Source organism: Streptomyces stelliscabiei (genome assembly GCF_014873495.1).
Taxonomy (GTDB): Bacteria; Actinomycetota; Actinomycetes; order Streptomycetales; family Streptomycetaceae; genus Streptomyces; species Streptomyces bottropensis.
The window spans coordinates 2,959,138-2,983,769 of the sequence record NZ_JADBGF010000001.1 but is presented as its reverse complement, the minus strand read 5'-3'; the positions used below and the strand labels follow the sequence as shown (position 1 = coordinate 2,983,769).

Annotated in this window: 24 protein-coding genes; 8 read left to right on the top strand and 16 right to left on the bottom strand. The window is 71.8% G+C overall.

Translation table 11 applies throughout. From position 1 onward, the window contains the following. Nucleotides 1–162: 162 nt before the first annotated feature. Nucleotides 163–873, bottom strand: coding sequence for an RlpA-like double-psi beta-barrel domain-containing protein (locus tag H4687_RS13100; protein WP_046913470.1), 711 nt, complete (start codon nucleotides 871–873; stop codon nucleotides 163–165). Between the two features lie 160 nt (nucleotides 874–1,033). Continuing rightward, on the bottom strand, nucleotides 1,034–1,393 hold the full coding sequence (locus tag H4687_RS13095) for an arsenate reductase family protein (RefSeq protein WP_179860138.1): 360 nt from the start codon (nucleotides 1,391–1,393) through the stop codon (nucleotides 1,034–1,036). A 176-nt stretch (nucleotides 1,394–1,569) separates the two neighbouring features. Between H4687_RS13095 and H4687_RS13090 the strand changes: the two genes are divergently transcribed. Then, a complete protein-coding gene (locus tag H4687_RS13090) occupies nucleotides 1,570–1,884 on the top strand; it encodes a hypothetical protein (RefSeq protein ID WP_028796925.1) in 315 nt (104 codons plus the stop codon). Nucleotides 1,885–2,163: 279 nt separating this feature from the next. Further along, on the top strand, nucleotides 2,164–2,811 hold the full coding sequence (locus H4687_RS13085; RefSeq protein WP_046913468.1) for a DUF4360 domain-containing protein: 648 nt from the start codon (nucleotides 2,164–2,166) through the stop codon (nucleotides 2,809–2,811). A gap of 497 nt (nucleotides 2,812–3,308) precedes the next feature. On the opposite strand, the gene H4687_RS13080 is transcribed toward H4687_RS13085, so the two are convergent. Both H4687_RS13080 and H4687_RS13075 read right to left on the bottom strand, forming a co-directional pair. Continuing rightward, nucleotides 3,309–4,493 carry a winged helix DNA-binding domain-containing protein gene (locus H4687_RS13080; protein WP_097251436.1) on the bottom strand — a complete coding sequence of 395 codons (1,185 nt, stop codon included), beginning with the start codon at nucleotides 4,491–4,493 and terminating at the stop codon, nucleotides 3,309–3,311. A 138-nt stretch (nucleotides 4,494–4,631) separates the two neighbouring features. After that, on the bottom strand, nucleotides 4,632–5,591 hold the full coding sequence (locus H4687_RS13075) for a phosphotransferase family protein (RefSeq protein ID WP_179860139.1): 960 nt from the start codon (nucleotides 5,589–5,591) through the stop codon (nucleotides 4,632–4,634). A 197-nt stretch (nucleotides 5,592–5,788) separates the two neighbouring features. Here H4687_RS13075 and H4687_RS13070 point away from each other — a divergent pair, with 197 nt between their 5' ends. Continuing rightward, nucleotides 5,789–6,082, top strand: a complete 294-nt coding sequence (locus tag H4687_RS13070; protein ID WP_046915563.1) for a hypothetical protein — start codon at nucleotides 5,789–5,791, stop codon at nucleotides 6,080–6,082. Nucleotides 6,083–6,125: 43 nt separating this feature from the next. Here H4687_RS13070 and H4687_RS13065 read toward each other — a convergent pair whose 3' ends face one another. Together H4687_RS13065 and glnA are read right to left on the bottom strand one after the other, a co-directional pair. Next, nucleotides 6,126–6,383 (bottom strand): SCO2583/SCO2584 N-terminal domain-containing protein, encoded by a 258-nt coding sequence (locus H4687_RS13065; protein ID WP_046915562.1) that lies wholly within the window; start codon nucleotides 6,381–6,383, stop codon nucleotides 6,126–6,128. A gap of 146 nt (nucleotides 6,384–6,529) precedes the next feature. Further along, nucleotides 6,530–7,939 carry a type I glutamate--ammonia ligase gene (gene glnA / locus H4687_RS13060; RefSeq protein WP_037693601.1) on the bottom strand — a complete coding sequence of 470 codons (1,410 nt, stop codon included), beginning with the start codon at nucleotides 7,937–7,939 and terminating at the stop codon, nucleotides 6,530–6,532. A gap of 198 nt (nucleotides 7,940–8,137) precedes the next feature. On the opposite strand from glnA, the gene H4687_RS13055 reads away from it, so the two are divergent. After that, a complete protein-coding gene (locus tag H4687_RS13055) occupies nucleotides 8,138–8,605 on the top strand; it encodes an RDD family protein (protein ID WP_046915561.1) in 468 nt (155 codons plus the stop codon). A gap of 117 nt (nucleotides 8,606–8,722) precedes the next feature. On the opposite strand, the gene H4687_RS13050 is transcribed toward H4687_RS13055, so the two are convergent. The 4 genes from H4687_RS13050 to lipB all read right to left on the bottom strand — a co-directional run bounded on the left by H4687_RS13050 (nucleotide 8,723) and on the right by lipB (nucleotide 11,992). Continuing rightward, entirely contained in the window at nucleotides 8,723–9,424 is a 702-nt protein-coding gene (locus tag H4687_RS13050) for a DUF4191 domain-containing protein (RefSeq protein WP_046915560.1), read from the bottom strand. 160 nt (nucleotides 9,425–9,584) lie between these two features. Beyond that, nucleotides 9,585–9,788: an SCO2195 family GlnR-regulated protein gene (locus H4687_RS13045; protein ID WP_005478404.1), complete on the bottom strand. Its 204-nt coding sequence runs from the start codon at nucleotides 9,786–9,788 to the stop codon at nucleotides 9,585–9,587. 293 nt (nucleotides 9,789–10,081) lie between these two features. Further along, nucleotides 10,082–11,047: a lipoyl synthase gene (gene lipA, locus H4687_RS13040; RefSeq protein ID WP_005478403.1), complete on the bottom strand. Its 966-nt coding sequence runs from the start codon at nucleotides 11,045–11,047 to the stop codon at nucleotides 10,082–10,084. A 153-nt stretch (nucleotides 11,048–11,200) separates the two neighbouring features. Further along, nucleotides 11,201–11,992 carry a lipoyl(octanoyl) transferase LipB gene (gene lipB, locus H4687_RS13035; protein ID WP_078907421.1) on the bottom strand — a complete coding sequence of 264 codons (792 nt, stop codon included), beginning with the start codon at nucleotides 11,990–11,992 and terminating at the stop codon, nucleotides 11,201–11,203. Between the two features lie 403 nt (nucleotides 11,993–12,395). Between lipB and H4687_RS13030 the strand changes: the two genes are divergently transcribed. Continuing rightward, nucleotides 12,396–13,835, top strand: a complete 1,440-nt coding sequence (locus H4687_RS13030; protein ID WP_005478400.1) for a hypothetical protein — start codon at nucleotides 12,396–12,398, stop codon at nucleotides 13,833–13,835. 85 nt (nucleotides 13,836–13,920) lie between these two features. On the opposite strand, the gene H4687_RS13025 is transcribed toward H4687_RS13030, so the two are convergent. After that, nucleotides 13,921–15,318, bottom strand: coding sequence for an NAD(P)/FAD-dependent oxidoreductase (locus tag H4687_RS13025; protein WP_046915558.1), 1,398 nt, complete (start codon nucleotides 15,316–15,318; stop codon nucleotides 13,921–13,923). Between the two features lie 248 nt (nucleotides 15,319–15,566). Then, nucleotides 15,567–16,487 (bottom strand): TIGR01777 family oxidoreductase, encoded by a 921-nt coding sequence (locus tag H4687_RS13020; protein ID WP_046915557.1) that lies wholly within the window; start codon nucleotides 16,485–16,487, stop codon nucleotides 15,567–15,569. A gap of 95 nt (nucleotides 16,488–16,582) precedes the next feature. Between H4687_RS13020 and H4687_RS13015 the strand changes: the two genes are divergently transcribed. Further along, complete coding sequence (locus H4687_RS13015; protein ID WP_179860140.1) at nucleotides 16,583–17,071, top strand: GNAT family N-acetyltransferase; 489 nt, start codon at nucleotides 16,583–16,585, stop codon at nucleotides 17,069–17,071. 52 nt (nucleotides 17,072–17,123) lie between these two features. Here the strand turns inward: H4687_RS13015 and H4687_RS13010 are convergent, their stop codons facing one another. Then, nucleotides 17,124–18,308, bottom strand: coding sequence for a MarP family serine protease (locus H4687_RS13010; RefSeq protein WP_046915555.1), 1,185 nt, complete (start codon nucleotides 18,306–18,308; stop codon nucleotides 17,124–17,126). 328 nt (nucleotides 18,309–18,636) lie between these two features. Between H4687_RS13010 and H4687_RS13005 the strand changes: the two genes are divergently transcribed. Together H4687_RS13005 and H4687_RS13000 are read left to right on the top strand one after the other, a co-directional pair. After that, nucleotides 18,637–19,380, top strand: coding sequence for a peptidoglycan recognition protein family protein (locus tag H4687_RS13005; RefSeq protein WP_046915554.1), 744 nt, complete (start codon nucleotides 18,637–18,639; stop codon nucleotides 19,378–19,380). Nucleotides 19,381–19,494: 114 nt separating this feature from the next. Then, nucleotides 19,495–19,782 carry a hypothetical protein gene (locus H4687_RS13000; protein ID WP_179860305.1) on the top strand — a complete coding sequence of 96 codons (288 nt, stop codon included), beginning with the start codon at nucleotides 19,495–19,497 and terminating at the stop codon, nucleotides 19,780–19,782. Nucleotides 19,783–19,812: 30 nt separating this feature from the next. Here H4687_RS13000 and H4687_RS12995 read toward each other — a convergent pair whose 3' ends face one another. From H4687_RS12995 to aceE, 3 genes are all read right to left on the bottom strand, one after another. Then, a complete protein-coding gene (locus H4687_RS12995; RefSeq protein WP_046915552.1) occupies nucleotides 19,813–20,337 on the bottom strand; it encodes a DUF4240 domain-containing protein in 525 nt (174 codons plus the stop codon). A 56-nt stretch (nucleotides 20,338–20,393) separates the two neighbouring features. Then, a complete protein-coding gene (locus H4687_RS12990) occupies nucleotides 20,394–21,413 on the bottom strand; it encodes a helix-turn-helix transcriptional regulator (RefSeq protein WP_050399118.1) in 1,020 nt (339 codons plus the stop codon). 209 nt (nucleotides 21,414–21,622) lie between these two features. Beyond that, nucleotides 21,623–24,325: a pyruvate dehydrogenase (acetyl-transferring), homodimeric type gene (gene aceE, locus H4687_RS12985; protein ID WP_050399116.1), complete on the bottom strand. Its 2,703-nt coding sequence runs from the start codon at nucleotides 24,323–24,325 to the stop codon at nucleotides 21,623–21,625. Nucleotides 24,326–24,632: the final 307 nt, after the last annotated feature.

The following is a 24,632-nucleotide window of genomic DNA, read 5'->3' as shown; positions in this document are numbered from 1 at the left end:
TGGCGCGACTCACGTCCCGGCGGACGTGTTGGTCGTACGCGCTGGTCGTACGCGCGGACGAGGCCGGCCATCGCCGTGTGCGATGGCCGGCCTCCCGGAGTGCGGTCGCCCTCTCTTCACCTCACCGTTACGAGCGGGCCCACGCCGCCGTCCGGGCCGGCGTCACCCCACCTTCTCGATCAGCGCGCGGCGGATCAGGAACTTGCCGGGTTCCCGGACCTGTTCGAAGGCGGCGTTGTTCAGCAGGGCACAACTGCCGGAGACCGAGGTGACCTCGACGGTCGTGGACTTGTTGTTGTCCAGGTTGGTCACCCGCAGCTTCGTGCCGGCCGGGAACTGGTTGCTGGACGCGGCCGGGGCGCCGCCCTCGCCGGAGAGGGTGACGGTGGAGCCGTTGCAGACCTGCCGGCCGGCCCCGGCGTCGCCGGTGTCACCCGCGCCGCCCGCGTTCCCCGCGCCACCGGCGCCGCCCGTGTTCCCGGCCGCCTCGTCGCCCTGGGGGTCCTGAGCCGACCCCCCGGTCTGCGTGGCCGGCGCGGACGGCTGTGCGGGCGGTGCGGCCTGGGAGCCCTGAGCCGACTCCCCGACCACGCAGTCCGACGCGCCCTGCTGGACCTTGATCTGGGCGATGACCGCCTCGCGGTTGGCGATCCGCGCCGCCGACTGGGCGTCGGGCTTCGCCTTCTGGTCCGCGATGAACCGCTCGTTGTTGCCGAGCGCGGTGGCCAGCCCCTGACAGACACTGGAATCCGCCGCGGTCTGCGCCGCGTTCGACGTGGTCGCCATGGCGAAGGCCCCGCCTCCCGCCACCGCTGCCGCGGTCACGAACAGCGCGACCTTCTTCTTCGTGCCGAGCGTTCTCCTACGCGACATGCGCGCCTCCTGTTCCCGGCGGGCCTTCGGATCGGCCACCGGATCGGACGAGTACGCCGCTACGTACGAGATGTCGAACGAAGCTGCTCAACGGGCACAGCAAACTCTCAAGTGACGCACATCACGCCACGGTTGAGAGCCGGGGTGGCCGGACCACCTGTTACCTGGACAGAGCCTCCCGTACCGCCTCGTCCGTGCGGGCCACCACCGCCGTGCCGTCCTCGGCGGTGATGATGGGCCGCTGGATGAGTCCGGGGTGCTCGGCGAGTGCCGTGACCCAGCGGTCGCGCGAACCCGCGTCCCGCGCCCACTCCTTGAGGCCCAGCTCCTTGGCGGCGGCCTCCTGGGTGCGGGTGATGTCCCACGGTTCCAGCCCGAGCCGGTCGAGTACGGCGCGGATCTCGTCCTCGCTCGGGACGTCCTCCAGGTAGCGGCGGACGGTGTAGTCGGCACCCTCGGCGTCGAGCAGGCTGAGCGCGCTGCGGCACTTGGAACAGGCCGGATTGATCCAGATCTCCATGCCGCCCACGGTAGCCAACCGGGCCCGAAAACTCGTGTTCCACCTGCGTCACAGGACCCCTCAGATGCCTTCTGGCCAGGGGCGATTGTCAGTGGGGAGTAGTAAAATAGAAGCAGTGTTCGAGGGTTGCCGACGGGGGATTCCGGCGGTGCCCAGACCGCGACAGGAGGATGTCCGTGCCCGCTGCCGCACTGAAGTCCAAGCCGCTGCCCACTCAGTCGACCGTCCAGCATCCCGTCCTGCTCGATCTCCCGTACGAACCGGTGGTCAAGCACACGCTCCCGCCGGGCCGTCCGCGTGAGTGGTACATCACCCACAACCGGCGTCTGAAGGCCATGCGCCTCGCGATCGCCCTGCTCGACTCCGGCGTCCACATGCCGAACCAGGCGCGCAACGAGACGATCCGGAGCACGGCGGAGGTCATCGGCGTACATCCGCCGTCGGACACCACGTGCCACATGGTGCGGGCGCTGATGCGCTACAGCCGCTAGTGCGGTGGGGGTGGTCGGCGCGGTGTGCCGCGCCGAGCCGGCCACCCCGCCGATCCACCGAGGAAGTCGAGGGGTTCAACGGGAATGGGCGATCTCCGGCCGCCAGGGTTGGCCGGAGATCGCTCTAGCCCTGCCCGTCCGGGGTCCATACGATGCGGTCGCCCCTCGGTCTTCACAGCTGTTTCACAGACTGCGCTCGCGTGGTCCGTGTTGTCGCAGGCCGTGGGGTTCTCGCACCTGTCTATTGACATGTGCATGACTCTGATGGGAGAACCCCCCATGGTTCGTGGTCTCCTCCTGGGCGGCGCCGTAGCCGCCCTGTTCGCCAGTGCGCTTCCCGCGCAGGCCGAGTCCCCCTTCGAGGACCCGCCCCCGGACAAGATCATCATCAAGGTCGCCACGGTGAACGGCTCCGGCTGTCCCCAGGGCACGGCCGCGGTCGCCGTCTCACCGGACAACACCGCGTTCACGGTGACCTACAGCGACTACCTCGCCCAGGTCGGCGGTGGCGCCCCGTCCACCGCGTTCCGCAAGAACTGCCAGCTCAATCTGATCGTCCATGTGCCCGGTGGCTTCACCTACGCCATCGCCAGCGTCGACTACCGCGGCTTCGCCTCTCTCGCGCGCGGCGCGAGCGGCGTCGAGAAGGCCTCGTACTACTTCCAGGGCTCCCCGGACACCGCCTCCAGGACCCACACGTTCAACGGCCCGAAGGAGGACAACTGGCAGGCCACGGACGAGACGGACTGGGCCCAGCTGGTGTGGGCGCCCTGTGGGGTGGAGCGCAACTTCAACATCAACACCGAGCTGAGGGTCAACCGGGGGTCGTCGCCGGCCAGCAGCACGAGTTTCATGACCATGGACTCGACGGACGGTGACATCAGCACGATCTACCACTTGGCCTGGAAGCAGTGCCCCTCGGGGTGAGCCGGTTGCCGGGTACCCCTTGCTTTTGGGGTACCCGGCGCTTTGTGTGCGGAGGAGGGTCGGTTTTCGTCCGCGGGTGGGTGGGGGTTGGGCGCGCAGTTCCTCGCGCCCCTGACAAGCCGCCCTGTGGGCCTGAGTACCTGGGTCCCGTGGAGCTGCGGCTTCGTCCGCCTGTCGGTGGTGGGGTTCGGATGGTGCAGGTCATGGCCTCGTGGACTTGCTCAGGGGCGACACCGCCGGGCCTGTACAGCGACGGTGCTGCGCGCCGAAAAGCACGGGGCGCAGCCCCTGCTTTTCAGGGGCGCGGGGAACTGCGCGAGCAACCACGACGCACCGCACCCGCCGACGCACCGCACCCGCCGACGCACCGCACCCGCCGACGCACCGCACCCACCCCCACCACCGCACCCCACGACGCACCCGCACCCGCCGACGCACCCGGGCCCCACCAACACCCGAGCAACCCCCACCCCGGCCCCGCCCCTACGCACCCGAACTCACACCAACTCCTTCTCCAACGGTGTCCGAAAGCGTGGCGTGACCCGGGTGTCACCCACCCACCCCCGCAGCCGCGCAGCCTCCGCACGGATCGCCGTCTCGGCCTCCCGCCCCACCCCCTCCGTGTCGAGCAGCCGCCACACGACCTCGCCGTCGGACCGCTGGGCCCAGCCGCCGATCACCCGGCCGTTCCACCACACCGTCGGCCCGACGTTGCCGCTGTAGTCGAACAGGGCCGGCCGGAGTTCGGGGGCGAGATACCAGTCGCGTTGCCGCCAGCCCATCGCCGTCGGGTCGAGGGCGGGCAGAAGGGCGGCCCAGGGCTCGGCGGGGCCGGAAACCGGCTCCTCGTCCTCGGCGGTCACATACCCCGTCCCCTCGTCCAGCGCCACGGCCCGCGCCCCGATCGCCGCCAGCGCCCGGCGGACCTCGGTGACACGCCACCCCGTCCACCACTTCAGATCCGCCTCGGTCGCAGGGCCGCAGGCCGCCAACCACCGGCCCAGCAGCGACGCCTGGGCCTGCGCCACATCCAGTTCGGGATGCGCGGGGGCCACGGCCCACCGGAACTGGCTCGACGTCCAGGAGCCCAGCGGCCGCCCCCGCACGACCCTGCCCTCCACCCCCAGCACCCTCAGCAGCCGCGTCGAGACGCTGTGCGTCCCCTCGTAACTCTTCCCCGCCGCGTACACGAACCGCTCCCGCAACCTCGGTTCGTCCTCGGCGAGTTCGGCCGCCGTCGCCTGGCCCCGGCGGGCCAGCGCTGCCAGCGCCGACTCCTCGACCTCCTTCAGCCAGGCCGCGTCCGGCGCCCCGGCCGCGGCCATGTCCTTCAGCAGCGCCGCCCGCTCCCTCGCGGCGACCGCGATGCCGGTCGAGGCGTGCACCACGGCGGTCAGCTCGGTCGGGAACACGAACACGGTGTGCCGCATACCGTGCATACGGACCAGCGAGCGGTCCACGTACAGCGCCCGCTCGGTCTCGGCCACCGTCAGCCCGGGATCGGCGAGCCGCGCGCCCACCGCGAGCGGCACCGTCGCGGGATCCGAGCCGTGCAGGGCCACCAGGGAATCAGCCACCTCCTCCGGCCCCGCCGCCCGCACCAATCCGGCCAACCGCTGCCGCAGCCCCAGCCGCACCCGCCGCTCGGCCACCCCGACATATCGCAGCCGCCCGTCAGCCATGCCCACCGCCCTCACCTTCACACCGCGCCGCGCTCGCGCCCGACATCCGGAGCGCCGACCGAGCCCGGAGCCCTCGACGCATCCTCCCGGACGCCACTGACAATCGGACGCCCCGGCGCCCGGCCCGGCCCCGGCCGGCTACGCGTAACGCTCCAGCACCCCGCCCACATACCCCTCCAGCCGAGCCCCCAGGACCTCCGGCGTCAGATCCGTCCGCCCCAGCTCCCGCCAGGGCACCGCGAGCTTCTCCGCGTCCGGGGCGTAACCCAGCGCGTCCAGCAGCCGCCAGTACACGTGGTCCTGGTCCACGGCCGGCCGACGCCCGCCCCGCGCCTCGTACCGCTCCCTGAATCCGAGCCCGTGCTCCACCCCGTACAACAACGCCAGGGCGGTCGAACAGTGCGCCACATCGAGGTCCGCCGGCCCCCACGAGGTCTCCACCCAGTCCACGACCCCGCTGACCCGAAGACCACCGCCCGCACCGCCAGCCGTACCCGTACCCGTACCCGTACCCGTGAAGAGGACGTTCCCGGGATGGAAGTCCCGGTGCAGGAAGCATCCTTCGTACGCGGGTGCCTCCCGCCGGATCACCTCCACCGCCCGCTCCCACAGCGCACCGCCCGGCGTGTTGACCCGCTCGGGCGAGGTCCAGGCCTGGTACGTGCGGGGCCGTCGCTCCGGTACGACCGCGTGGATCCGGGCGAGCTGCCCGGCGAGCAGATCCAGCCGCGCCTCCAGGTCCGCGTCCTCCGCCATCCGCAACGATCCCGGCAGCAGGGACATCAACAGCGAGGGGTGGGCGGCGAGTTCGGCGGCGGGGTCGACGGCGTGCAGACGTGGAGCGGGGATGTCGTCGTACGAGGCGAGCAGCGTGAGGATCTCGGCCTCACGGTTCAGCAGCCCCGGAGCGTGCAGCCGGAAGAACGGTTTCACGAACGACCGCAGGACGAGCCCCGTCCCGTCGTCGAGTGTCAGCCCGCGCATCCGGGAGGTCCAACCACCCCGCAGATCCGTCCAGTTCCGTACGGTGCGGCCCTCCGGGAGCCGCTCGGCCACCCACGCCCGGGTCGCGGCCCACTCATGATCATCCGATGCCATGGACCCAGCATCCCCGACGCACCCCGGCCGTTCCCCGATAAATGGGATGCTCTCGCACCCGCCACACCATCATCCTGGACACACGCAGCGAAGCCCCTCGGGAACCGGGCCCGCGCAAGGCGGGCATCACTTCCCGGCGCCGGGGCTACTCTTCCCCGCACAGTCATCACCCACGCCACGCCCCGAGGAGTCCCGTCATGGGCACCTTGATCCTCTCGGCGACCGCGGTTCTGGTCGTCATGGGTTTCTCCAACCAAGTCCTCTGGCTGGCCGCCGTCGCCCTGCTCTACCTGTACGTCCGCCACGGCCGCACGGGGGGAGGCTCGGCGGCCTCCTCGTCGGGCTCCCCGCCAGGCGGCGGCCCGGCCCAGCCCGGCTCCTACCGCGCGTACCGCGATCGCCGTGACCAGCAGGCGAGGTGGGAGCGCCGCTACCGCCGCGAACGGCCGCTCGCGACCCGTCGACAGGACCGCGACAAGGGCGGCAAGTAGCGCGGCCGGGGCTCGCCTCGGCCGCGCCACCTGCCGCAGCCCCTCAGTACGACGACTGGTAGTTGATGTAGCCGATCAGCGCGATGAGCCCCGCCACGCAGCCGAAGACGATCAGCGTCGACACCCACGAGGACCGGCGCGGTCCGGCCGGGCCGGGGTCGGCGCGGAAGGGCTGGGGCGCGGGCGGGTTCTCCTTCCAGCGCGCGGCGAGCATCCGGGCCCGGGCGGAGGGCTCCTTGTGCTCGGCGCCGTCCGCCCACTTGATGTCGAACTCCCGCTCCTGGTCGTCCTGTTCGGGCATCCCCGTGTCTCCCCGTCATTCATCGAACAGTCGTGCCAGAACCATACGACGGCGCCCCCGTCCCGGAAAGCGGGAACGGGGGCGCCGTCGCACGACTCAGCGTCCGACCGGAACCACACGCCTGGGGCGCGGGCTCACGGGCTCGATCACACGTCGAAGTACAGCTCGAACTCGTGCGGGTGCGGACGCAGCTGCAGCGGGGCGATCTCGTTGGCGCGCTTGTAGTCGATCCACGTCTCGATCAGGTCCGGCGTGAAGACGTCGCCCTGGAGGAGGAACTCGTGGTCGCGCTCCAGCGAGTCGAGGACGGCCGGGAGCGAGGTCGGGACCTGCGGAACGCCCGCGTGCTCCTCGGGCGCCAGCTCGTAGAGGTCCTTGTCGATCGGCTCGGCCGGCTCGATCTTGTTCTTGACGCCGTCCAGGCCCGCGAGGAGCAGGGCCGAGAAGGCGAGGTAGGGGTTGCCGGAGGAGTCGGGCGCGCGGAACTCCACGCGCTTCGCCTTCGGGTTCGAACCCGTGATCGGGATACGCATGGCCGCGGAGCGGTTGCGCTGCGAGTACACCAGGTTGACCGGGGCCTCGAAGCCCGGAACCAGGCGGTGGTACGAGTTCACCGTCGGGTTGGTGAAGGCCAGCAGCGACGGGGCGTGCTTGAGGATGCCGCCGATGTAGTAGCGGGCCATGTCCGACAGGCCCGCGTACCCGGCCTCGTCGTAGAAGAGCGGCGAGCCGCCCGCCCACAGCGACTGGTGGACGTGCATGCCCGAGCCGTTGTCACCGAAGATCGGCTTCGGCATGAAGGTCGCGGTCTTGCCGTTGCGCCAGGCCACGTTCTTCACGATGTACTTGAAGAGCTGGAGGTCGTCGGCCGCGGCGAGCAGCGTGTTGAACTTGTAGTTGATCTCGGCCTGGCCGGCGGTGCCCACCTCGTGGTGCTGGCGCTCGACCTGGAGGCCGGACTTGGCCAGCTCCAGCGAGATCTCGGCACGCAGGTCGGCGAAGTGGTCGACCGGCGGGGTCGGGAAGTAACCGCCCTTGTAGCGGACCTTGTAACCGCGGTTGTCCTCCAGCGCACCGGTGTTCCAGGCGCCCGCCTCCGAGTCGATGTGGTAGAAGGACTCGTTCTCCGAGGTCTTGAAGCGCACGCTGTCGAACACGTAGAACTCGGCCTCGGGGCCGAAGTACGCGGTGTCGGCGATGCCGGTGGACGCGAGGTACGCCTCGGCCTTCTTCGCCACGTTGCGCGGGTCACGGGAGTACTGCTCGCCCGTGATCGGGTCGTGGATGAAGAAGTTGATGTTGACCGTCTTGTCGCGGCGGAACGGGTCGACGCGCGCGGTGGACAGGTCGGCGCGGAGCGCCATGTCGGACTCGTGGATGGCCTGGAAGCCGCGGATCGAGGAGCCGTCGAACGCGAGCTCCTCGGCCGGGTCGAAGGCCTCGGCCGGGATCGTGAAGTGCTGCATCACACCCGGCAGGTCGCAGAAGCGGACATCGACGAACTTGACGTCCTCGTCCGCGATGTACTTCTTGGCCTCGTCGGCGTTCTGGAACATCCAGCTCCTCCTACTCCCGACGTCACCTGCCGGGGTGGTAGTTCGTTCGTGCTGCCAGTGCGGTGGCACACGCTGTTCTCGACACTAGGGACGGGTGATTTCTCGTACGTGACCCATTTGTTTCGCACAAGTTAACCGGACATCCCGCCCCGCACCCCACCTGTCCGTATGGCAAAACGCTCGCAGTACGGTGGACGCGTGGACAAGAGGCAAGCACTCGGATCGTGGCTCTCCGGCCCCCGTAGCGCGGCGGAGGACGCCGGGGTCGACTTCGGATACAGGGGAGAACAGCTCGGTCTGCCGGAGGAGGGGCCCGGCTCCATCGCCCGCCCCGGCCGCCGTCTCGGCGCCCTCGCCGTCGACTGGGGCCTGTGCCTCTTGATCGCATACGGCCTGATCACCGACGGCTACGACCAGGCCACCAGCAACTGGGCCCTGCTCATCTTCTTCCTGCTGCACGCCCTCACCCTGGGCACGGTCGGCTTCACCCCGGGCAAGCGCCTCTTCGGCCTCCGCGTGGTCGCCCAGGACGCCGGCACCGTCAACCCGTGGCGCGCCCTCGTCCGTACGGTCCTGCTCTGCCTCGCCATCCCGGCCCTGGTCTGGGACCGCGACGGCCGCGGCCTGCACGACCGGCTGGCGCGCACGGTGGAGGTGCGGATCTAGCGCCGGGACGAGGGTTCGTACGAGGCCTACGACGTACGAGGCCTACGACGATGGGGCGCCCGGATCACTCCGGGCGCCCCATCGTCGTACGTGTCTCGTCGCGTCGGTACGGCCTCGTCAGCGGGCCTTCGGGCCGCCCCTCGGCATGCGCATGCCCTTGGGCATCGGACCCTTGGGGAGCGGCATGTTGCTCATCAGGTCGCCCATCGCGCGCAGCCGGTCGTTCGTGGCGGTCACCTGGGGGCCGGAGAGCACGCGCGGCAGCTTGAGCATGGTCGTGCGGAGCTTCTTCAGCTCGGTCTGACCCTCGCCGGTGCCCACGACCAGGTCGTGCACCGGGACGTCCGCCACGATGCGGGCCATCTTCCGCTTCTCGGCGGCCAGCAGGCTCTTGACCCGGTTCGGGTTGCCCTCGGCGACCAGGACGATGCCGGCCTTGCCCACGGCCCGGTGCACCACGTCCTGGCTGCGGTTCATCGCCACCGCGGGGGTCGTGGTCCAGCCACGGCCCACGTTGTCGAGCACCGCGGCCGCCGCGCCGGGCTGGCCCTCCATCTGCCCGAACGCCGCGCGCTCGGCCCGCCGTCCGAAGACGATCGCCGTCGCGAGGAAGGCGAGCAGGAGGCCCAGGATGCCGAGATAGATGGGGTGACCGATCAAGAAACCGATCGCGAGGAAGACACCGAAGGTGATGATTCCGACAGCCGCGAGTACAAGACCGATCTTCTTGTCGGCCCTGCGGGTCATCTTGTACGTAAGAGCGATCTGCTTGAGTCGCCCGGGGTTCGCAGCGTCCGCTGCGGGTTCCTTCCTCGCCATGGCAGGAAGTCTACGTGTCCGGGGAAGCGAGGACGACGGCGGTGCCGGTGGGGACCGGGATCCGGCGGCTGCGCCGGGGAAGCGGCGCCGGGCGGCGGCGGTGCCGGCGGTCGTGCTGCGGACGGGGTCGTGCGACGAGCGGGTCGTGCGGAGGGGCTGGTTACGAGGTGCGCGAGGAGACGGCCGCCTCGAGGACGCGCTCGGCCTCGACACGGTCCTTGGCGCGGCGGCGGTCCTCCAGCACGGAGGTCCAGGCGTTGCGACGGGCGGTGCGCTGGCCGCTGCTCAGCAGAAGCGACTCGACGGCACGCAGTGCATCGGTGAACGACGGGATCGGTGTGGCGCGGACGGGTGCGGCCTGCATGGGAGGTCCCCCCTCGGGATGGCTGCTCTGGCTAGGACCCTGTACCGGGTGTGAAACCAGGGTCACTCATTGGTGTTACCAGGGCATGACCGACCGGTCAAACGAGGGTGAAGCCTTGATGGGCGGCCCTTAAACCTCGACGCGGCCCTGACAGGGCCCTCATCTGCGAGGACGGTCAGGACCGCGGTCAATCGGCCATTACTGGCGAGTAGCCCCTTGTGCTGGGATTCACACGACCTGATGGCACTGCGTGCCATTTGGCGGAGCGGCCGGTGGAGGGGCTGGTGGAGGGGTCAGACGGCCTGCGAGGCGATGTACGAGCCCCGCTTCTCGACGGCCATCTGGTAGAGGCGGCCGGCGCGGTACGAGGAGCGGACCAGCGGGCCGGACATCACGCCGGAGAAGCCGATCTCGTCGGCCTCCTGCTTCAGCTCGACGAACTCCTGCGGCTTGACCCAGCGCTCCACGGGGTGGTGGCGGACGCTCGGCCGCAGGTACTGGGTGATGGTCACCAGCTCGCAGCCGGCGTCGTGCAGCTGCTTCAGCGCCTCGCTGACCTCTTCGCGGGTCTCGCCCATGCCGAGGATCAGGTTCGACTTCGTGACCAGACCGTAGTCGCGGGCCTCGGTGATGACCTTCAGGGAGCGCTCGTAGCGGAAGCCGGGGCGGATGCGCTTGAAGATCCTCGGGACCGTCTCGACGTTGTGCGCGAAGACCTCCGGGCGGGACTCGAAGACCTGCTGGAGCAGCTCCGGTACGGCGTTGAAGTCGGGGGCGAGCAGCTCGACCTTGGTGTGGCCGGTCTCACGCTCGGCGGTCTGCCGGTGGATCTGGCGGACCGTCTCGGCGTACAGCCAGGCGCCGCCGTCCTCCAGGTCGTCGCGGGCGACGCCGGTGATGGTGGCGTAGTTCAGGTCCATGGTGACCACGGACTCGCCGACGCGGCGGGGCTCGTCGCGGTCCAGCGCCTCGGGCTTGCCGGTGTCGATCTGGCAGAAGTCGCAGCGCCGGGTGCACTGGTCGCCGCCGATGAGGAACGTGGCCTCGCGGTCCTCCCAGCACTCGTAGATGTTGGGGCAGCCCGCCTCCTGGCAGACCGTGTGCAGGCCCTCGCTCTTCACGAGACTCTGCATCTTCGTGTACTCGGGGCCCATTTTCGCCCGGGTCTTGATCCACTCGGGCTTGCGCTCGATGGGGGTCTGGCTGTTCCGGACCTCCAGGCGCAGCATCTTGCGTCCGTCGGGTGCGACTGCGGACACATCGGCTCCCTGTGCTTCGATTCTTCGGCGTCCCCCAGGGTACGCCCGTACGGTTCTCGCTCTCCGGGGTGGGCAACCTTCACCTTCGCGGTGCCATTCCCCGCGCCGGCCCCGCGAGGGGTGCGCCCCGCGCTCGCCCGCGCACCCCAGCCGCTACACCGCCGTGCGCACAACCACCCGCGGCTGCAACTCCGCGTTCTCCAGCACGTCCCGCAGGTGCCGCTCGACCACGGGAAGAACCTCCGCGATGCCGATGTCCCGGCCCAGTTCCCCCGCGAGGGAGGCGACCCCCGCGTCACGGATCCCGCACGGGATGATCCGGTCGAACCACTTGTTGTCGGGGTTCACATTCAGCGCGAAGCCATGCATCGTGACCCCCTTCGCCACCCGGATCCCGATCGCCGCGATCTTGCGGTCCTCGCGCCGCTGCCCGGCGTTGGAGGGCGCGTACTCCGGCCCGTTCATCCGCGGATCGAACTCGTCGTCGGTCATCCGGGGATCGAGGTCCAGCGAGAGCCCGCCGAGCCGCCGCTCGACCGGATCGCCGAGCACCCACACCCCGCTGCGGCCCTCGACCCGCGTGGTCTCCACCCCGAACTCCGCGCACGTACGGATCAGGGCCTCCTCCAGGCGCCGTACGTGGGCCACCACGTCCACCGGCCGGGGAAGCTTCTGGATCGGGTAGCCCACCAGCTGTCCCGGACCGTGCCAGGTGATCTTGCCGCCGCGGTCGACGTCGATGACGGGGGTGCCGTCGAGGGGGCGCTCGTTGTCGGCCGTGCGCCGGCCGGCCGTGTAGACCGGCGGGTGTTCCAGGAGCAGCACGGTGTCGGGGACCTCGTCGGCGAAGCGCGCCGCGTGCACCCGGCGCTGCTCGTCCCACGCCTCCTGGTACTCGACGGCCTCCGCGCCGAACCCCATGCGGACGAACCGCAATCCACTCACGGCAAGCGCCTCCCTCGGCGGTACCACCGGGCGGCGGCACCGCGATAGCCCTGTCAGGCGCGTGACGCGCCCAAGCCACTGTACGACCGCGCGGCCGGGCGGTGTTCGAGCGGTCTCGGGCGCCGGTGCCGACGACCGTCGTACAGGGCGCGGAGGTGAAGCCCGACGCTCGTCGTACGCCCCGGCCGCCGGGCGTACGAGATGCCCAGCCGGCGCGTGACGGAGGCCGACCACGTCAGCCGTGCGGCAAATCCTCACACGATCGGATGAATGGTTGCGGAAGTGTGCGATCGGACGCTTACTCTCCGCTACATTCGCGCCGTTCACAAGGCCGCAAAAGGCTTCTCACCAGGCAATCCGGGAAACCCCGCCGACACCCGGAAGGCAGGAGACCGCACCGCAGATGACGGAACGACCCGCGCAGCGCACCCCCAACCGCCAGCTCGCCGCCCTCATCGCAGAAGCGGGGTTCTCGAACGCGGGACTAGCGCGCCGTGTGGACCAGCTCGGTCTCGAACACGGCCTCGACCTCAGATACGACAAGACGTCGGTCACCCGCTGGCTGCGTGGTCAGCAGCCCCGGGGGACGACACCCGCGCTCATCGCCGAGGTGTTCACCCGCCGCCTCGGCCGCCGGCTCACCGCCCAGGACCTCGGCCTGGACGCCTGCGCCCCCGTCTACGCGGGCCTGGAGTTCGCCGCGACCCCCGAGGAGGCCATCGACATCGTCGGCGGCCTGTGGCGCAAGGACTCCGGCAGCCACGCCGAACTCCGCAAGATCGCGTTCACGCCCGCCGGGCTGGTCGTCCCCAGCCGGGACTGGCTGATCGGCCGGGCCGACGACCGGGTGGGCCGGGGTGATCCGGGCGCGACCCGGGTCCCCCCGCAGGGCCGCCCGGTCGTCCCCCGGCAGCGCAGCCAGACCGAGCGCGGCCCCGGCCAGAAGGTCACCGGCGGGGACATCGCCGCCCTCCGCTCGGTGGGGGAGTTGTTCCGCGCCCTCGACGACGCGTACGGCGGCGGTCACGCCCGCCAGGCCCTCGTGCGCTACCTGGAACACGAGGCCGAGCCGATGCTGCGCGGCGCCTACGGCGAGCAGGTCGGCCGGCGGCTGTTCGCGGCCGCCGCCGACCTGACCCGGCTGGCCGGCTGGACCTCGTACGACATCGGCGCCCACGGACTCGCGCAGCGGTACTTCGTGCAGGCGCTGAGGCTGGCGCAGGCGGCGGGGGACCGGGCGTACGGGGCGTACGTGCTCGTCACGATGAGCCGGCAGGCGGTCTATCTGGGGCATGGGCGCGAGGCCGTGCAGCTCGCGCGCGTCGCCCAGCAGGGCGTCGGGTCGGCCGTGCCGCCGGTGGTGCAGTCGCTGCTGCACTCCGTCGAGGCGCGGGGGCACGCGGTGCTCGGCGAGGTGCGCGCCTCCACCGCCGCGCTGGTCCGGGCCGAACGCGCCCTGGAGACGGCCCGCCCCGGGGACGAGGTCCCGTACTGGGCGCGGTTCTTCGACGAGGCCCAGCTCGCCGACGAGTTCGGGCACAGCCACCGCGACCTCCAGCAGTACCGTGCAGCCGCCCAGCACGCCGAGCGCTCCCTGCAGCTGCGGGCACCCGCCTACGCCCGCAGCCGCCTCTTCTGCCGCGTCGTCCTCGCCTCCGCCCGCCTGGGCCTCGGAGAGCTCGACCAGGCCTGCCAGTTGGGCGCGGAGGCCGCCGGCCAGGCCTCCGAGATGCGGTCCGTACGGGCCGTGGAGTACGTCCGCGACTTCGAACGCCGCCTGGAGCCCTACCGCGACGCGGCCCCGGTGCGGGGGTACCGGGACAAGGTGGCGGCGCTGGGGTAGGCGCGGGACCCGTAGGACCCGTAGGACTCGCCTCAGGGGCGCCCGGCACAGTGCCGGGCGCCCCTGAGGCGTCTCCCGGGGAGCCTCACGCGGCCGTCTCCAGCGGCTCCTCGGAGAGCAACGGCCGGACGTCCAGGTCGGTCAGGACGGCGTGTGCGGCCCGCCGGGCGGAGTGCAGGGCGCCCTGGACGGTGCTGGTGTCGCGGTGGTCGCCGCAGACGTAGAGGCCCGCCATGAGGCGCACCGGACGGCGCAGGTCGTGCGGCGCGGGCATCGCGGGGACCGCCTCGGGGACGTGGTGCGCGGCGAGGAGTTCCCAGCGGGTCGTGGACGTCCGGTAGAGACGGGCCAGTTGGGCGCGGACCGTGGCGTCGAGGTGCGCGGGATCCGGGGGAGTGCCGAGGACCGTGGAGGTGATCAGGGCGCGGCCCGCCGGTGCCCGGCTCGGGTCGACCTGGCTGACGACCGCCGTGTGCGAGACGGGCCCGCTGCGGTCGGCGTCGAGGAGCAGCGCGGGTTCGGCCAACGGGGGCTCGTCGGTGGCGTGGTGCAGAACCGTCACCGGGTGGAACCCCGGCACCCGCAGGCCGGGCAGCAGTTCCGCGGCGGACCGGGCGTCGGTGGCCAGCACCACGGCTCGGCAGGTGAGTTCACCGTGCTGGGCCGTGGTCACCGAGGTCGTGCTGATCGCGGTGACCTGGACCCCCGTGCGGACCGAGCCCGGCGGCAGCGCGGCCGCGAGCAGCTCCGGAAGCGTGTCGGCGCCGCCCTCCGGGATGCACAGCCGGCCCGTCGCGAAGGTGTGCAGTGCCAGGTCGGCACAGCGGCTGGAGGTCTCCAGTGCCGGGTCGGCGAGCAGCGCGGCCAGCAGGGGGCGTACGAAACCGTCGATCGTCCGGGGCGGGAACCCCCGGGTCGTCAGTGCCTGGGCGGCCGGTACCTCCACCCGGGCGAGGAGCCGCTCGGGCGCGGTCGCGGCGAGCCGGGCCAGGGCCATGGCCAGCCGGGACTGGTCGGCGGGAGCGCCCAGCCGACCGGGCCGCGTGCCCGAGGAACGGGCCGGGGAACGCCCCTGGTTCCGGGGGAGCCTGGGGGCGCTTGCCAGGGCGCGCGCAGCCGTGAGTGCGCCCCTCGCGCTCCGCAGGACCGGGGCGGCGCCGGCGCGCTGATGACGGCCGTCGGCGTGCAGCAGGACGCCCGGGGCGAACGCCCGCAGGGGGAGCCGGTCCAGGCCGGGCGTACGGCGCAGTTCCGGGTACGACGTGGAGAGCAGCCGCGTCGTCCGGTCCAGGCGGAAGCCGTCGATCTTCTCGGTGGACATGCGGCCGCCGACGGCGGGGGCGGCCTCCAGGACGGTGGTCCTCAGCCCCGCCCTGGTCAGATGTCCGGCTGCGGCGAGGCCGGCCACACCGGCTCCTACCACGATGACGTCCACGTCCTCCGTGTCCGCCGGGAACGCCGACTGGTGCACCGACTCAAGCACGTGCCCCTCCCGAGGTCGCGCGGCTGCGGGGACGTTATGCCCCCAACATCCTTCTGAAATACCTGAGTTCGGCATGAGAGTGAAGGCGGGCGCCGGTTCCGGGGAAGGAGCGTGTGACCTCGCACGGGGGCATGGACGGGGCGAGTGTGCGCCGGGCGTTCGGGGGGGTGAACGTTGTCGGGCGGCCGCGGGCCCGCACGCGACACCGCACCCGACACCACACCCGCACCGACGACCCACCCACCCCCTCAGCCGAGCGCAGCTCGGATCGCGTCGTCGATCTCCGGATACGTGAACGCGAACCCCGACTCCAGCAACCGCGTCGGAACGGCCCGCGTACTGCCGAGCACATCGCCCGCGACCTCGCCGAGCGCGAGCCGCAGCGCCGGCGCGGGCACCGTGAACAGGGTGGGCCGGCGCAGCACCCGGCCCATCGCCGCCGTGATCTCACGGTTGGTGCGCGGGGTCGGCGCGGTCAGGTTGAACGGGCCCGACAGCGACGGTGTGAACAGCAGATGCCGCAGCGCCGCGACCTCGTCGTGCAGGGAGATGAAGCTCCAGTACTGGCGGCCGTCACCCATCCGCCCGCCCAACCCGGCCTTGAACAGCGGGAACAGCGGACCCCAGGCGCCCCCGCCCCGCGCCACCACCAGCCCCGTACGGGCGAACGCGGTACGGATCCCGGCCTCCCGCGCCGCCTCGGTCGCCCCCTCCCACTCCACGCACAGCCCGGACAGGAACTCCGAGCCCGGCTCCGCCGACTCGTCCACGACCCGGTCGCCCGTGAAGCCGTAGAAGCCGACGGCGCTGCCGTTGACCAAGACGTTCGGCGGAGTGTGGAGGGAGGCGGCGGCCTCGGCGAGCGTCCTGGTGCCGAGCACCCGGCTCCGGCGGATCGTCGCCTTGTACGCGTCCGTCCAGCGGTGGGAGGCGACCCCCGCGCCGGCGAGGTTGACGACGGCCGCGCACCCCGCGAGGCCGGCCGTGTCGACCCGACCCGCCTCCGGGTCCCAGCGCACCTCACCCGGCGCGCGGGGCGCCCGCCGCACGAGCCGGAGCACCTCGTGACCGTCCTCGGTGAGCGAGCGGGCCAGCGCGGAACCGATCAGGCCGGACGCACCGGCGATCGCGATACGAGAACCGGGCGGAACGGGCGATTCAACGGTCATGTCTCCATCCTGCCCGCCCGCACGACGGGACGGCGGGTCCGGGGTGCACGATCCGGCCGACGATTCGCCGGTGCGGCCGCCGTACAGTGGCCGCCATGCACGCACCCCACATACGCCTCGCCACCTCGGAGGACGAGGACACGCTCGGCCGACTCGACCGCGACACCTGGTCCACGCTGCACTCCGTCCAGGAACGCCCCACCCAGCCGTACGCGCCGTTCTTCAACGAGCACTACGGCCCGCAGGACCACCTGGTCGCCGAACTCGACGGCACCGTCGTCGGGTACGTCCGCCTCGCCCTGCCCTCCGGCCTCGCCTGCCACACGCACGTCCGTCAGATCCAGGGCCTCGCCGTCGCCGACCGGGCGCGCGGGGCGGGCGTCGCACGGGCGCTGCTGCGCGCCGTCCAGGACGAGGCACGCCGCCGCGGCGCCCGCCGGCTGACCCTGCGGGTCCTCGGCCACAACACCGCGGCCAGGAGGCTCTACGAGTCCGAGGGCTTCGTGGTGGAGGGGATCCTGCCGGAGGAGTTCCTGCTCGACGGGGCGTACGTGGACGACGTACTGATGGGCCGTCGGCTCTGACCCGACCGCCCCTCACCGGGCCCTCGGCCCACCAGGTCGCCCGGCCGTCGGGTCACGAGGTCACCAGGTCACCCGTGTCCACCGGGGTCGTCGCGTTCGCCGCGCGCTGCGCGTCCGGGAGGACCTCGTCGACCGTGAGGACGTAACCCGTCTCGGCGTCCGAGGTGGAGCGGGCGAAGACGACGCCGAAGACCCGGCCGTCGGTGGTGAGGAGGGGGCCGCCGGAGTTGCCGGGGCGGACGGTGGAGCGGATGGAGTAGATGTCGCGGGTCACCGAGTCGGTGTTGTAGATGTTCCGGCCGGTCGCGTCGATCCGGCTGGCGACCGTGGCCGCCTGGAGGTCCAGGCCGCCGTCCTCCGGATAACCGGCCACGACCGACGCGTCCCCGCGCTCGGCGCTGTCGTCGAAGCGCAGCAGCGGAGCCTTGAGCCCCGGGACGTAGAGGACCGCCACGTCCTTGTCGGAGTCGAAGAGCACGACCTTCGCCTCGTACGCCCTGCCCACGCCGCCCACGCGCACGCTCGGGTCGTCGATGCCCGCCACCACATGGGCGTTGGTCATCACATGCTCGCCGGCGTACACGAAACCGCTGCCCTCGCGGCCCTGGGTGCCCGCGACGCCCTCGATCTTCACCGTGCTCCGCTTGGCGGCGCCGGTCGCGGCCGCGGTGACGCTGTCGCCGGAGGGCTTGGCGACCTCGGCCGTCGCCTCGTTCTCGAACGGGTTGAAGACCTGCGGGAAGCCCGCCTCGGTGAGCGCGGACGTGGCGTCCGAGAACCAGGCCGGGGTGGTGTCCGGCATGGTGTTCTGCACGGCGCCCAGCAGCGCGGAGTTCCGGATCGAGTTGGTCACCACCGCCGACGAGGACGCCGCGAGGACGCTCGCGGCCACCCACGCCACGATGAGCACGGCGAGGGTGTTGGCCGCCGCCCCGCCGACGCCGTCGGCCACCCGCAGCGGGCTGCGGTCGATCTCCCGGCGCAGCCGCAGCGCCAGCCTGCCCGCCAGCTCGTGCCCGATCACCCCCGGCACCAGGACGGTCAGCACCGCGGTGACCGTCGCCGTGGGCGTGCCCGCCTCCACCAGCTCCATCATCCAGGGCAGCACCCAGACGCCGGTCGCCGCACCGCCCACGAAACCGGCGAGGGACACGCATCCCGCCACCAGGCCGCGACGGTAACCCGACGCCGCGTAGGCCAGGATCACCAGCATCAGCAGGATGTCGAGCACGTCCACTCCAGCCGCCTCTCTCTAGGGACCCTGTAGTACGCGCGCGGCGGCCGCAGTGATCAGCTGCGCCCCCGCGGCACCCCGCCGGTCCGCGCGAACCGGCCACCACCGCGCCACATCCGCCCTGGAACAGTGAAAACGCCCCGGACCACGGTGTTGGTTCCTTCCGCTTCCACCGGGTGGCCCACCCCACATCGCGGCGGGGGCGCATCCGGGTGACTCTGGGGACATGCGTGTGTTCCGGAGGTCACGGGGGGCGCGAATACGGCGGCACCTGCGCCGGTCGCGGGACCGCGTGCGCCTGGCGTGGGAGCGTGCGGATCCGCCCCGGCGGGTGCTCCTGCTGCTGCTGGCCTCCCTGCCCGGCCTGGCGGCCGTCCTCGCGCTGGTCATGCTGGTGTTCGGCGTGGACCGTACGGGGCAACGGCCGGGCCGGCCCGCAGCGGCCCGGCCCGCGCTGCCGCACCAGGCGCCCCGGCCGCCCATCGTGCCGAGGACCCGCTGGCTGGAGAAGGACGCGCCCAGCCAGCCACCCGCCCGCTACGACGACGAGGTCGCCGCCGTCTTCATCCACCACACGGACTCGCCCAACGGCTACGACTGCGCCGACGCGCCCCGCATCATCCGCTACCTGTACGCCGGCCAGACCGGAGCCAAGGACTGGGACGACATCGGCTACAACTTCCTCGTCGACCGTTGCGGCACCATCTACGAGGGCCGCGCGGGCGGCATCGACCGTGCCGTCACCGGTGCCCACACCCAGGGCTTCAACCACCGCACCACCGGCATCGCCGCCCTCGGCACCTTCACCGCCGGCGTCCCGGTCCCGCAGGCCATGACCGACGCGATCGCCGCCCTCGCCGCCTGGAAACTCGGCCTCTCCGACACCGACCCGCGCGGCAGCGTCCGGCTCACCTCCAGCAACAGCCTCAGCCGCTACGCCTCCGGCACCACCGTCCTGCTGCCCACCCTCGCGGGCCACAGCGACGGCTACATGACCAGCTGTCCGGGCGCGGCCCTCGCGGAACGCCTGCCCGCGATCAGGGAGCTGGCGGCCCGCCTCCAGGGCCGGCGCTGACCCGGATCTCATCAGGTTCACAGACAGCGCGCCGGGGCCTCACAGACCGCTCCAAGATCCGCGCCCTACCTTCGTGATGTCACGCCGACCGGAGATGGGGAAGTGGTGGGGAAGATGCTCGGCAGCCGTACGAAGAACGACGCGTCCCGCGACCGGCGGAGGTCCTGGTCCTCGACCCTGCGGAGCCCCTGGACGGTGGCCTGCGCGACCGCCGTCGTCGTGCTCGGCCCGTCCGCCGTCACCGCGTCCGCGCTGGACCGCGCCAACGCCGCGCCCCTGCACGGGGCCCACGCCCCCGGGCACCCCGCCCCGGGGCAGGAACGACGCCACCACGCCCAGCCGTACACCACCGAGCAGTACGCCTACCTGCCGCGCACGCCGGGTCGCGGCTCGCGGGCCTGAGAAGCCCCGCCCCGCCGGAACCGGCCCGGCTCAGCCCTCGCCCCGGAAACGCTCCCAGAGCTTCGGGCAGCGCTCCGCGAGCGCCGTCTCGTCCTCGAAGTCGAGCGGGGTGCCCTCCGGTTCGCGGGGCGGGGGCGGGATGCCGAGGTCCGGGGCGATGACACCCGTGAGCTGCTCGTACGCCTCGTCCGCGGCGTAGCCCAGCTCCTCGCCGTCCCCGTCGATCTCGTCGTCGAAGTCGTCCAGCAGACCGGCGAGCGAGTCGGGGTCGTGGACCGCGCCCTCGAAGACCTCCCGGCCCTGACCGATCAGCCAGCACCGGAAGAAGTCGAACGCGTCGTCACTGGCACCGTCGAGCAGCACCCACGCGGCGCCCCAAAGGTCCCAGGTGTAGGCGCGGTTGTAGCGGGACTCGAAATGCCGGGCGAAGTCCAGCACCGCCTCCGGGTCCAGCCGGCCGAGCCGTTCCACGAGCAGGTCGGCCTGGTCCTCGGGATCGCCCTCGGCATCCTCGCGGGCCGTGTCCACCAGCTCCCAGAACTCCGTCTCGTCCATCACGGGTCCAGCATCGTGCCTGGGCGGGTGGGACGCACGTGGAGAACGGCGGATTGTTATGTCCGCCACGGTGTCCGCGGGGCCTCACGGGGTCGCGCATACAGCCCGGCGAGCCGGCGCGCGTCGCCCGCGAAGCGCTCCCGCAGGCCCGCGGGCGCCAGCACCTCGGCCTCCGCCCCGAGCGCCGTGAGCTGCGTGTGCGCCACCTCCTCCGACTCGACCCGGAGCGTGAGGGTCGTCCGGCCGTGTTCGTCCGGCGCCCCGGCCGCCGTCAGCGCGTCCCGGGCGGAGACGGGATCCACGACGTACGGCAGTCTGCGCACGCCCTCCGCCGAGAGCCGCACGACGACCTCGGCGTGCAGGATCGACCGGGCGAACCGTTCCGCCTGCGCGTCCCAGTGGGCCGGCAGGTCGAACTCCTCGTCGCGGGCGAAGCGGTCGCCGCCGTCCTCGACGGAGAGGAAACGGTCGATGCGATAGGTCCGAAAGGAGCCGGTGCTTCCGCCGGTGAGGGGGACATGGGCGCACAGGTACCAGACCCCGGCCTTGAGGACGAGACCGTACGGTTCCAGCGCGCGCTCGACCTCGGTGTCACCCCTGCGATAGCGCGCGACGATCCTGCGGTCGTCCCACACGGCGTCCGCCACCGCGGGCAGCAGCTCAGGGGTCTTCGGCTCCTGGAACCAGCTCGGCGCGTCGAGGTGGAACCGCTGGGACGCCGTACGGGAGGCATCGCGCAGGGAGGGCAGCAGGGCGGCCGAGACCTTCAGCCGGGCCGCGGAGGCCGCGTCCTCCAGCCCCATCTCCTGCAGCGCCCCCGGCACACCGCTGAGGAACAACGCCTCGGCCTCCCCGCGGGCCAGGCCCGTGAGGCGCGTGCGGTACCCGCCGATCAGCCGGTACCCCCCGGCCCGCCCCCGGTCCGCGTACACCGGCACCCCCGCCTCCGACAGCGCCTGGGCGTCCCGGGTGACGGTCCGCTCGGACACCTCCAGTTCACGGGCGAGTTCGGCGGCGGTCATGGAGGGCCGGGACTGGAGAAGCAGCACCATCTTGATCAGCCGAGCAGCACGCATGCCTTCATGATGCCGGGCGCGTGGGGGGCCCGGGGATCCGGATGGCCCCTGAAAAGCGGTGGGCGCAGCCCCTGCTTTTCAGGGGCGCGGGGAACTGCGCGAGAACCCCCACCGGGCCGGCAGACGGGGGTCGAAGGGGCGCAGCCCCTGGGGGAGGGACGGGTAGGGGCGGCGGGGGCGAGGAGAACGCCCCCACCGCCCCGCCGGCGTCACAGCCCGTACCGCTCCCGAGCCTCCTTCACCGCCGTAGCCTGGACCTCACCACGGCGGGCGAGCTGCGCGAGCGCGGCGACGACCACGGACTGCGCGTCCACACCGAAGTGACGACGGGCGGCCTCACGGGTGTCCGACAGCCCGAACCCGTCCGCACCGAGCGACGAGTAGTCCTGCTCGACCCACTGCGCGATCTGGTCCGGCACCTGGCGCATGTAGTCGGAGACGGCCAGCACCGGCCCCTCCGCACCCTGCAACGCCTGCCGGACGAACGGCGTCCGCTCCTCCCCGCGCAGCAGCGCGGCATCCGCCTCCAGCGCGTCCCGCCGCAGCTCGCTCCACGAGGTCGCCGACCAGACGTCCGCCGCGACACCCCACTCCTCGGCGAGGAGCTTCTGCGCCTCCAGGACCCAGTGGATCGCCGTACCGGAGCCGAGCAGCTGGACGCGCGGGGCGTTCGCCACCGGGGACAGCCCCGCCGACTCGGCCGTGTTGAAGCGGTACAGGCCCTTGACGATGCCCTCGTCCACCCCGGCGACGCCCGGCTTGGCGGGCTGCGGCAGCGGCTCGTTGTAGACGGTCAGGTAGTAGAAGACGTTCGGGTCCTCGCCCGGCGCGGCCTCGCCGTACATCCGGCGCAGACCGTCCTTGACGATCGCCGCGACCTCGTACGCGAACGCCGGGTCGTAGGTCAGCGCCGCCGGGTTCGTCGCGGCGATGACCGGCGAGTGGCCGTCGGCGTGCTGGAGGCCCTCGCCCGTCAGGGTCGTACGGCCGGCCGTCGCGCCGACGAGGAAGCCGCGGCCGAGCTGGTCGCCGAGCTGCCACATCTGGTCGGCCGTGCGCTGCCAGCCGAACATCGAGTAGAAGATGTAGAAGGGGATCATCGCCTCACCGTGCGTGGAGTACGCGGTGGACGCGGCGATGAAGTCCGCCATGGAACCGGCCTCGGTGATCCCCTCGTTGAGGATCTGGCCGTCCTTGGCCTCCTTGTAGTACATCAGCTGGTCGCGGTCGACCGGCTCGTACGTCTGGCCCTTGGGGGAGTAGATCCCGAGGGACGGGAACAGCGACTCCATGCCGAACGTGCGCGCCTCGTCGGGGACGATCGGCACCCAGCGGCGGCCGGTCTGCTTGTCGCGGACCAGGTCCTTGACCAGACGGACGAAGGCCATGGTCGTCGCCACGTTCTGCGAGCCGGAGCCCTTGTCGAAGGAGGCGAACGTCTTGTCGGCGGCGGCCGGCAGCGGGGCCAGCGCGTGCGTACGGCGGGCCGGGGCGGGACCGCCGAGCGCGGCGCGGCGCTCCTGGAGGTAGCGGACCTCGGCGGAGTCGGCGCCGGGGTGGCCGTAGGGCACGACCCCGTCGACGAAGTCGCTGTCCTTGATGGGGAGTTCGAGCAGATCACGCATCTGCTTGAACTCGTCCGTCGACAGCTTCTTCATCTGGTGGTTGGCGTTCTTCGACGCGAAGCCCTCGCCGAGGGTGAAGCCCTTGACGGTCTGGGCCAGGATGACGGTCGGCGCGCCCTTGAACTCGACGGCGGCCTTGTAGGCGGCGTACACCTTGCGGGCCTCGTGACCACCGCGCGAGAGGTGGAAGCACTCCAGGATCTTGTCGTCGCTCAGCAGCTTCGCCATCTCGACGAGCGCGGGGTCCTTGCCGAAGAAGTCCTGGCGGATGTAGGCGGCGTCACGGGTCTGGTACGTCTGCACCTGCGCGTCGGGTACCTCGCGCAGCCGGCGCAGGAGCGCGCCGGTCGTGTCCAGCTGGAACAGCTCGTCCCAGGCGGAACCCCAGAGCGTCTTCACGACGTTCCAGCCGGCGCCGCGGAACTGGGCCTCCAGCTCCTGCACGATCTTGAAGTTGGCGCGGACCGGGCCGTCGAGGCGCTGCAGGTTGCAGTTGATGACGAAGGTGAGGTTGTCGAGACCCTCGCGGCTCGCCAGCGCGAGGGCTGCCGTCGACTCCGGCTCGTCCATCTCGCCGTCGCCGAGGAACGCCCAGACGTGGGAGTCGGAGACGTCCTTGATGCCGCGGCTGGTGAGATAGCGGTTGAAGCGCGCCTGGTAGATGGCGGAGAGGGGGCCGAGGCCCATGCTCACCGTCGGGAACTCCCACAGCCAGGGCAGGCGGCGGGGGTGCGGGTACGACGGGAGGCCCTCGCCCCCTGCCTCACGGCGGAAGTTGTCCAGGTGGGACTCGTTCAGGCGGCCGTCGAGGAAGGCGCGGGCGTAGATGCCGGGGGAGGCGTGGCCCTGGATGTAGAGCTGGTCGCCGGAGCCGTCCCGCTCCTTGCCCTTGAAGAAGTGGTTGAAGCCGGTCTCGTAGAGCCAGGCCGCGGAGGCGAAGGTGGCGATGTGGCCGCCGACGCCGTACTTCGAGCCGCGGGAGACCATCGCGGCCGCGTTCCAGCGGTTCCAGGCGGTGATACGGCGCTCCATCGCCTCGTCACCGGGGATGCCCGGCTCGGCGGCGGTGGGGATGGTGTTGACGTAGTCCGTTTCGAGCAGCTTGGGCAGCGCGATGCCGTTGCCCTCCGCACGCTCCAGGGTGCGGCGCATCAGGTACGCCGCGCGGTGCGGCCCGGCCGCCTTGGTGACGGCGTCCAGCGAGGCCTGCCATTCGGCGGTCTCCTCCGGGTCCCGGTCGGGGAGCTGGTCGAGCGCGCTCGGCCGGATGGCGTGGGAGTCGGTCATTGCGCCGCCTTCCTCAGTCGAAGGGGGTTCCCTCATCGGCAAGGGTTCGGGGGTTGCCCTTGGTCTTTGGCAGGACAGGGCGGTGGGCTTCGGTGCGGCGTCATTGTGCGACTCCGTCGCGCGGCCCGTCGGCGACTGTAACCCGCTGATCGATGATCGATCAAAGGGTTCCGGGCAAAATATCTTGATCACGAGAAAGTCGGCACGGGGTGCCCCCGGCGGAGACACCGGGTGCCGTGGTGGGTCGGGGTTTGTGCAGGTGGGGCGGCGTTTGAGCGGGGGTGCGCTCAGAGGGAGGGGGTGTGGG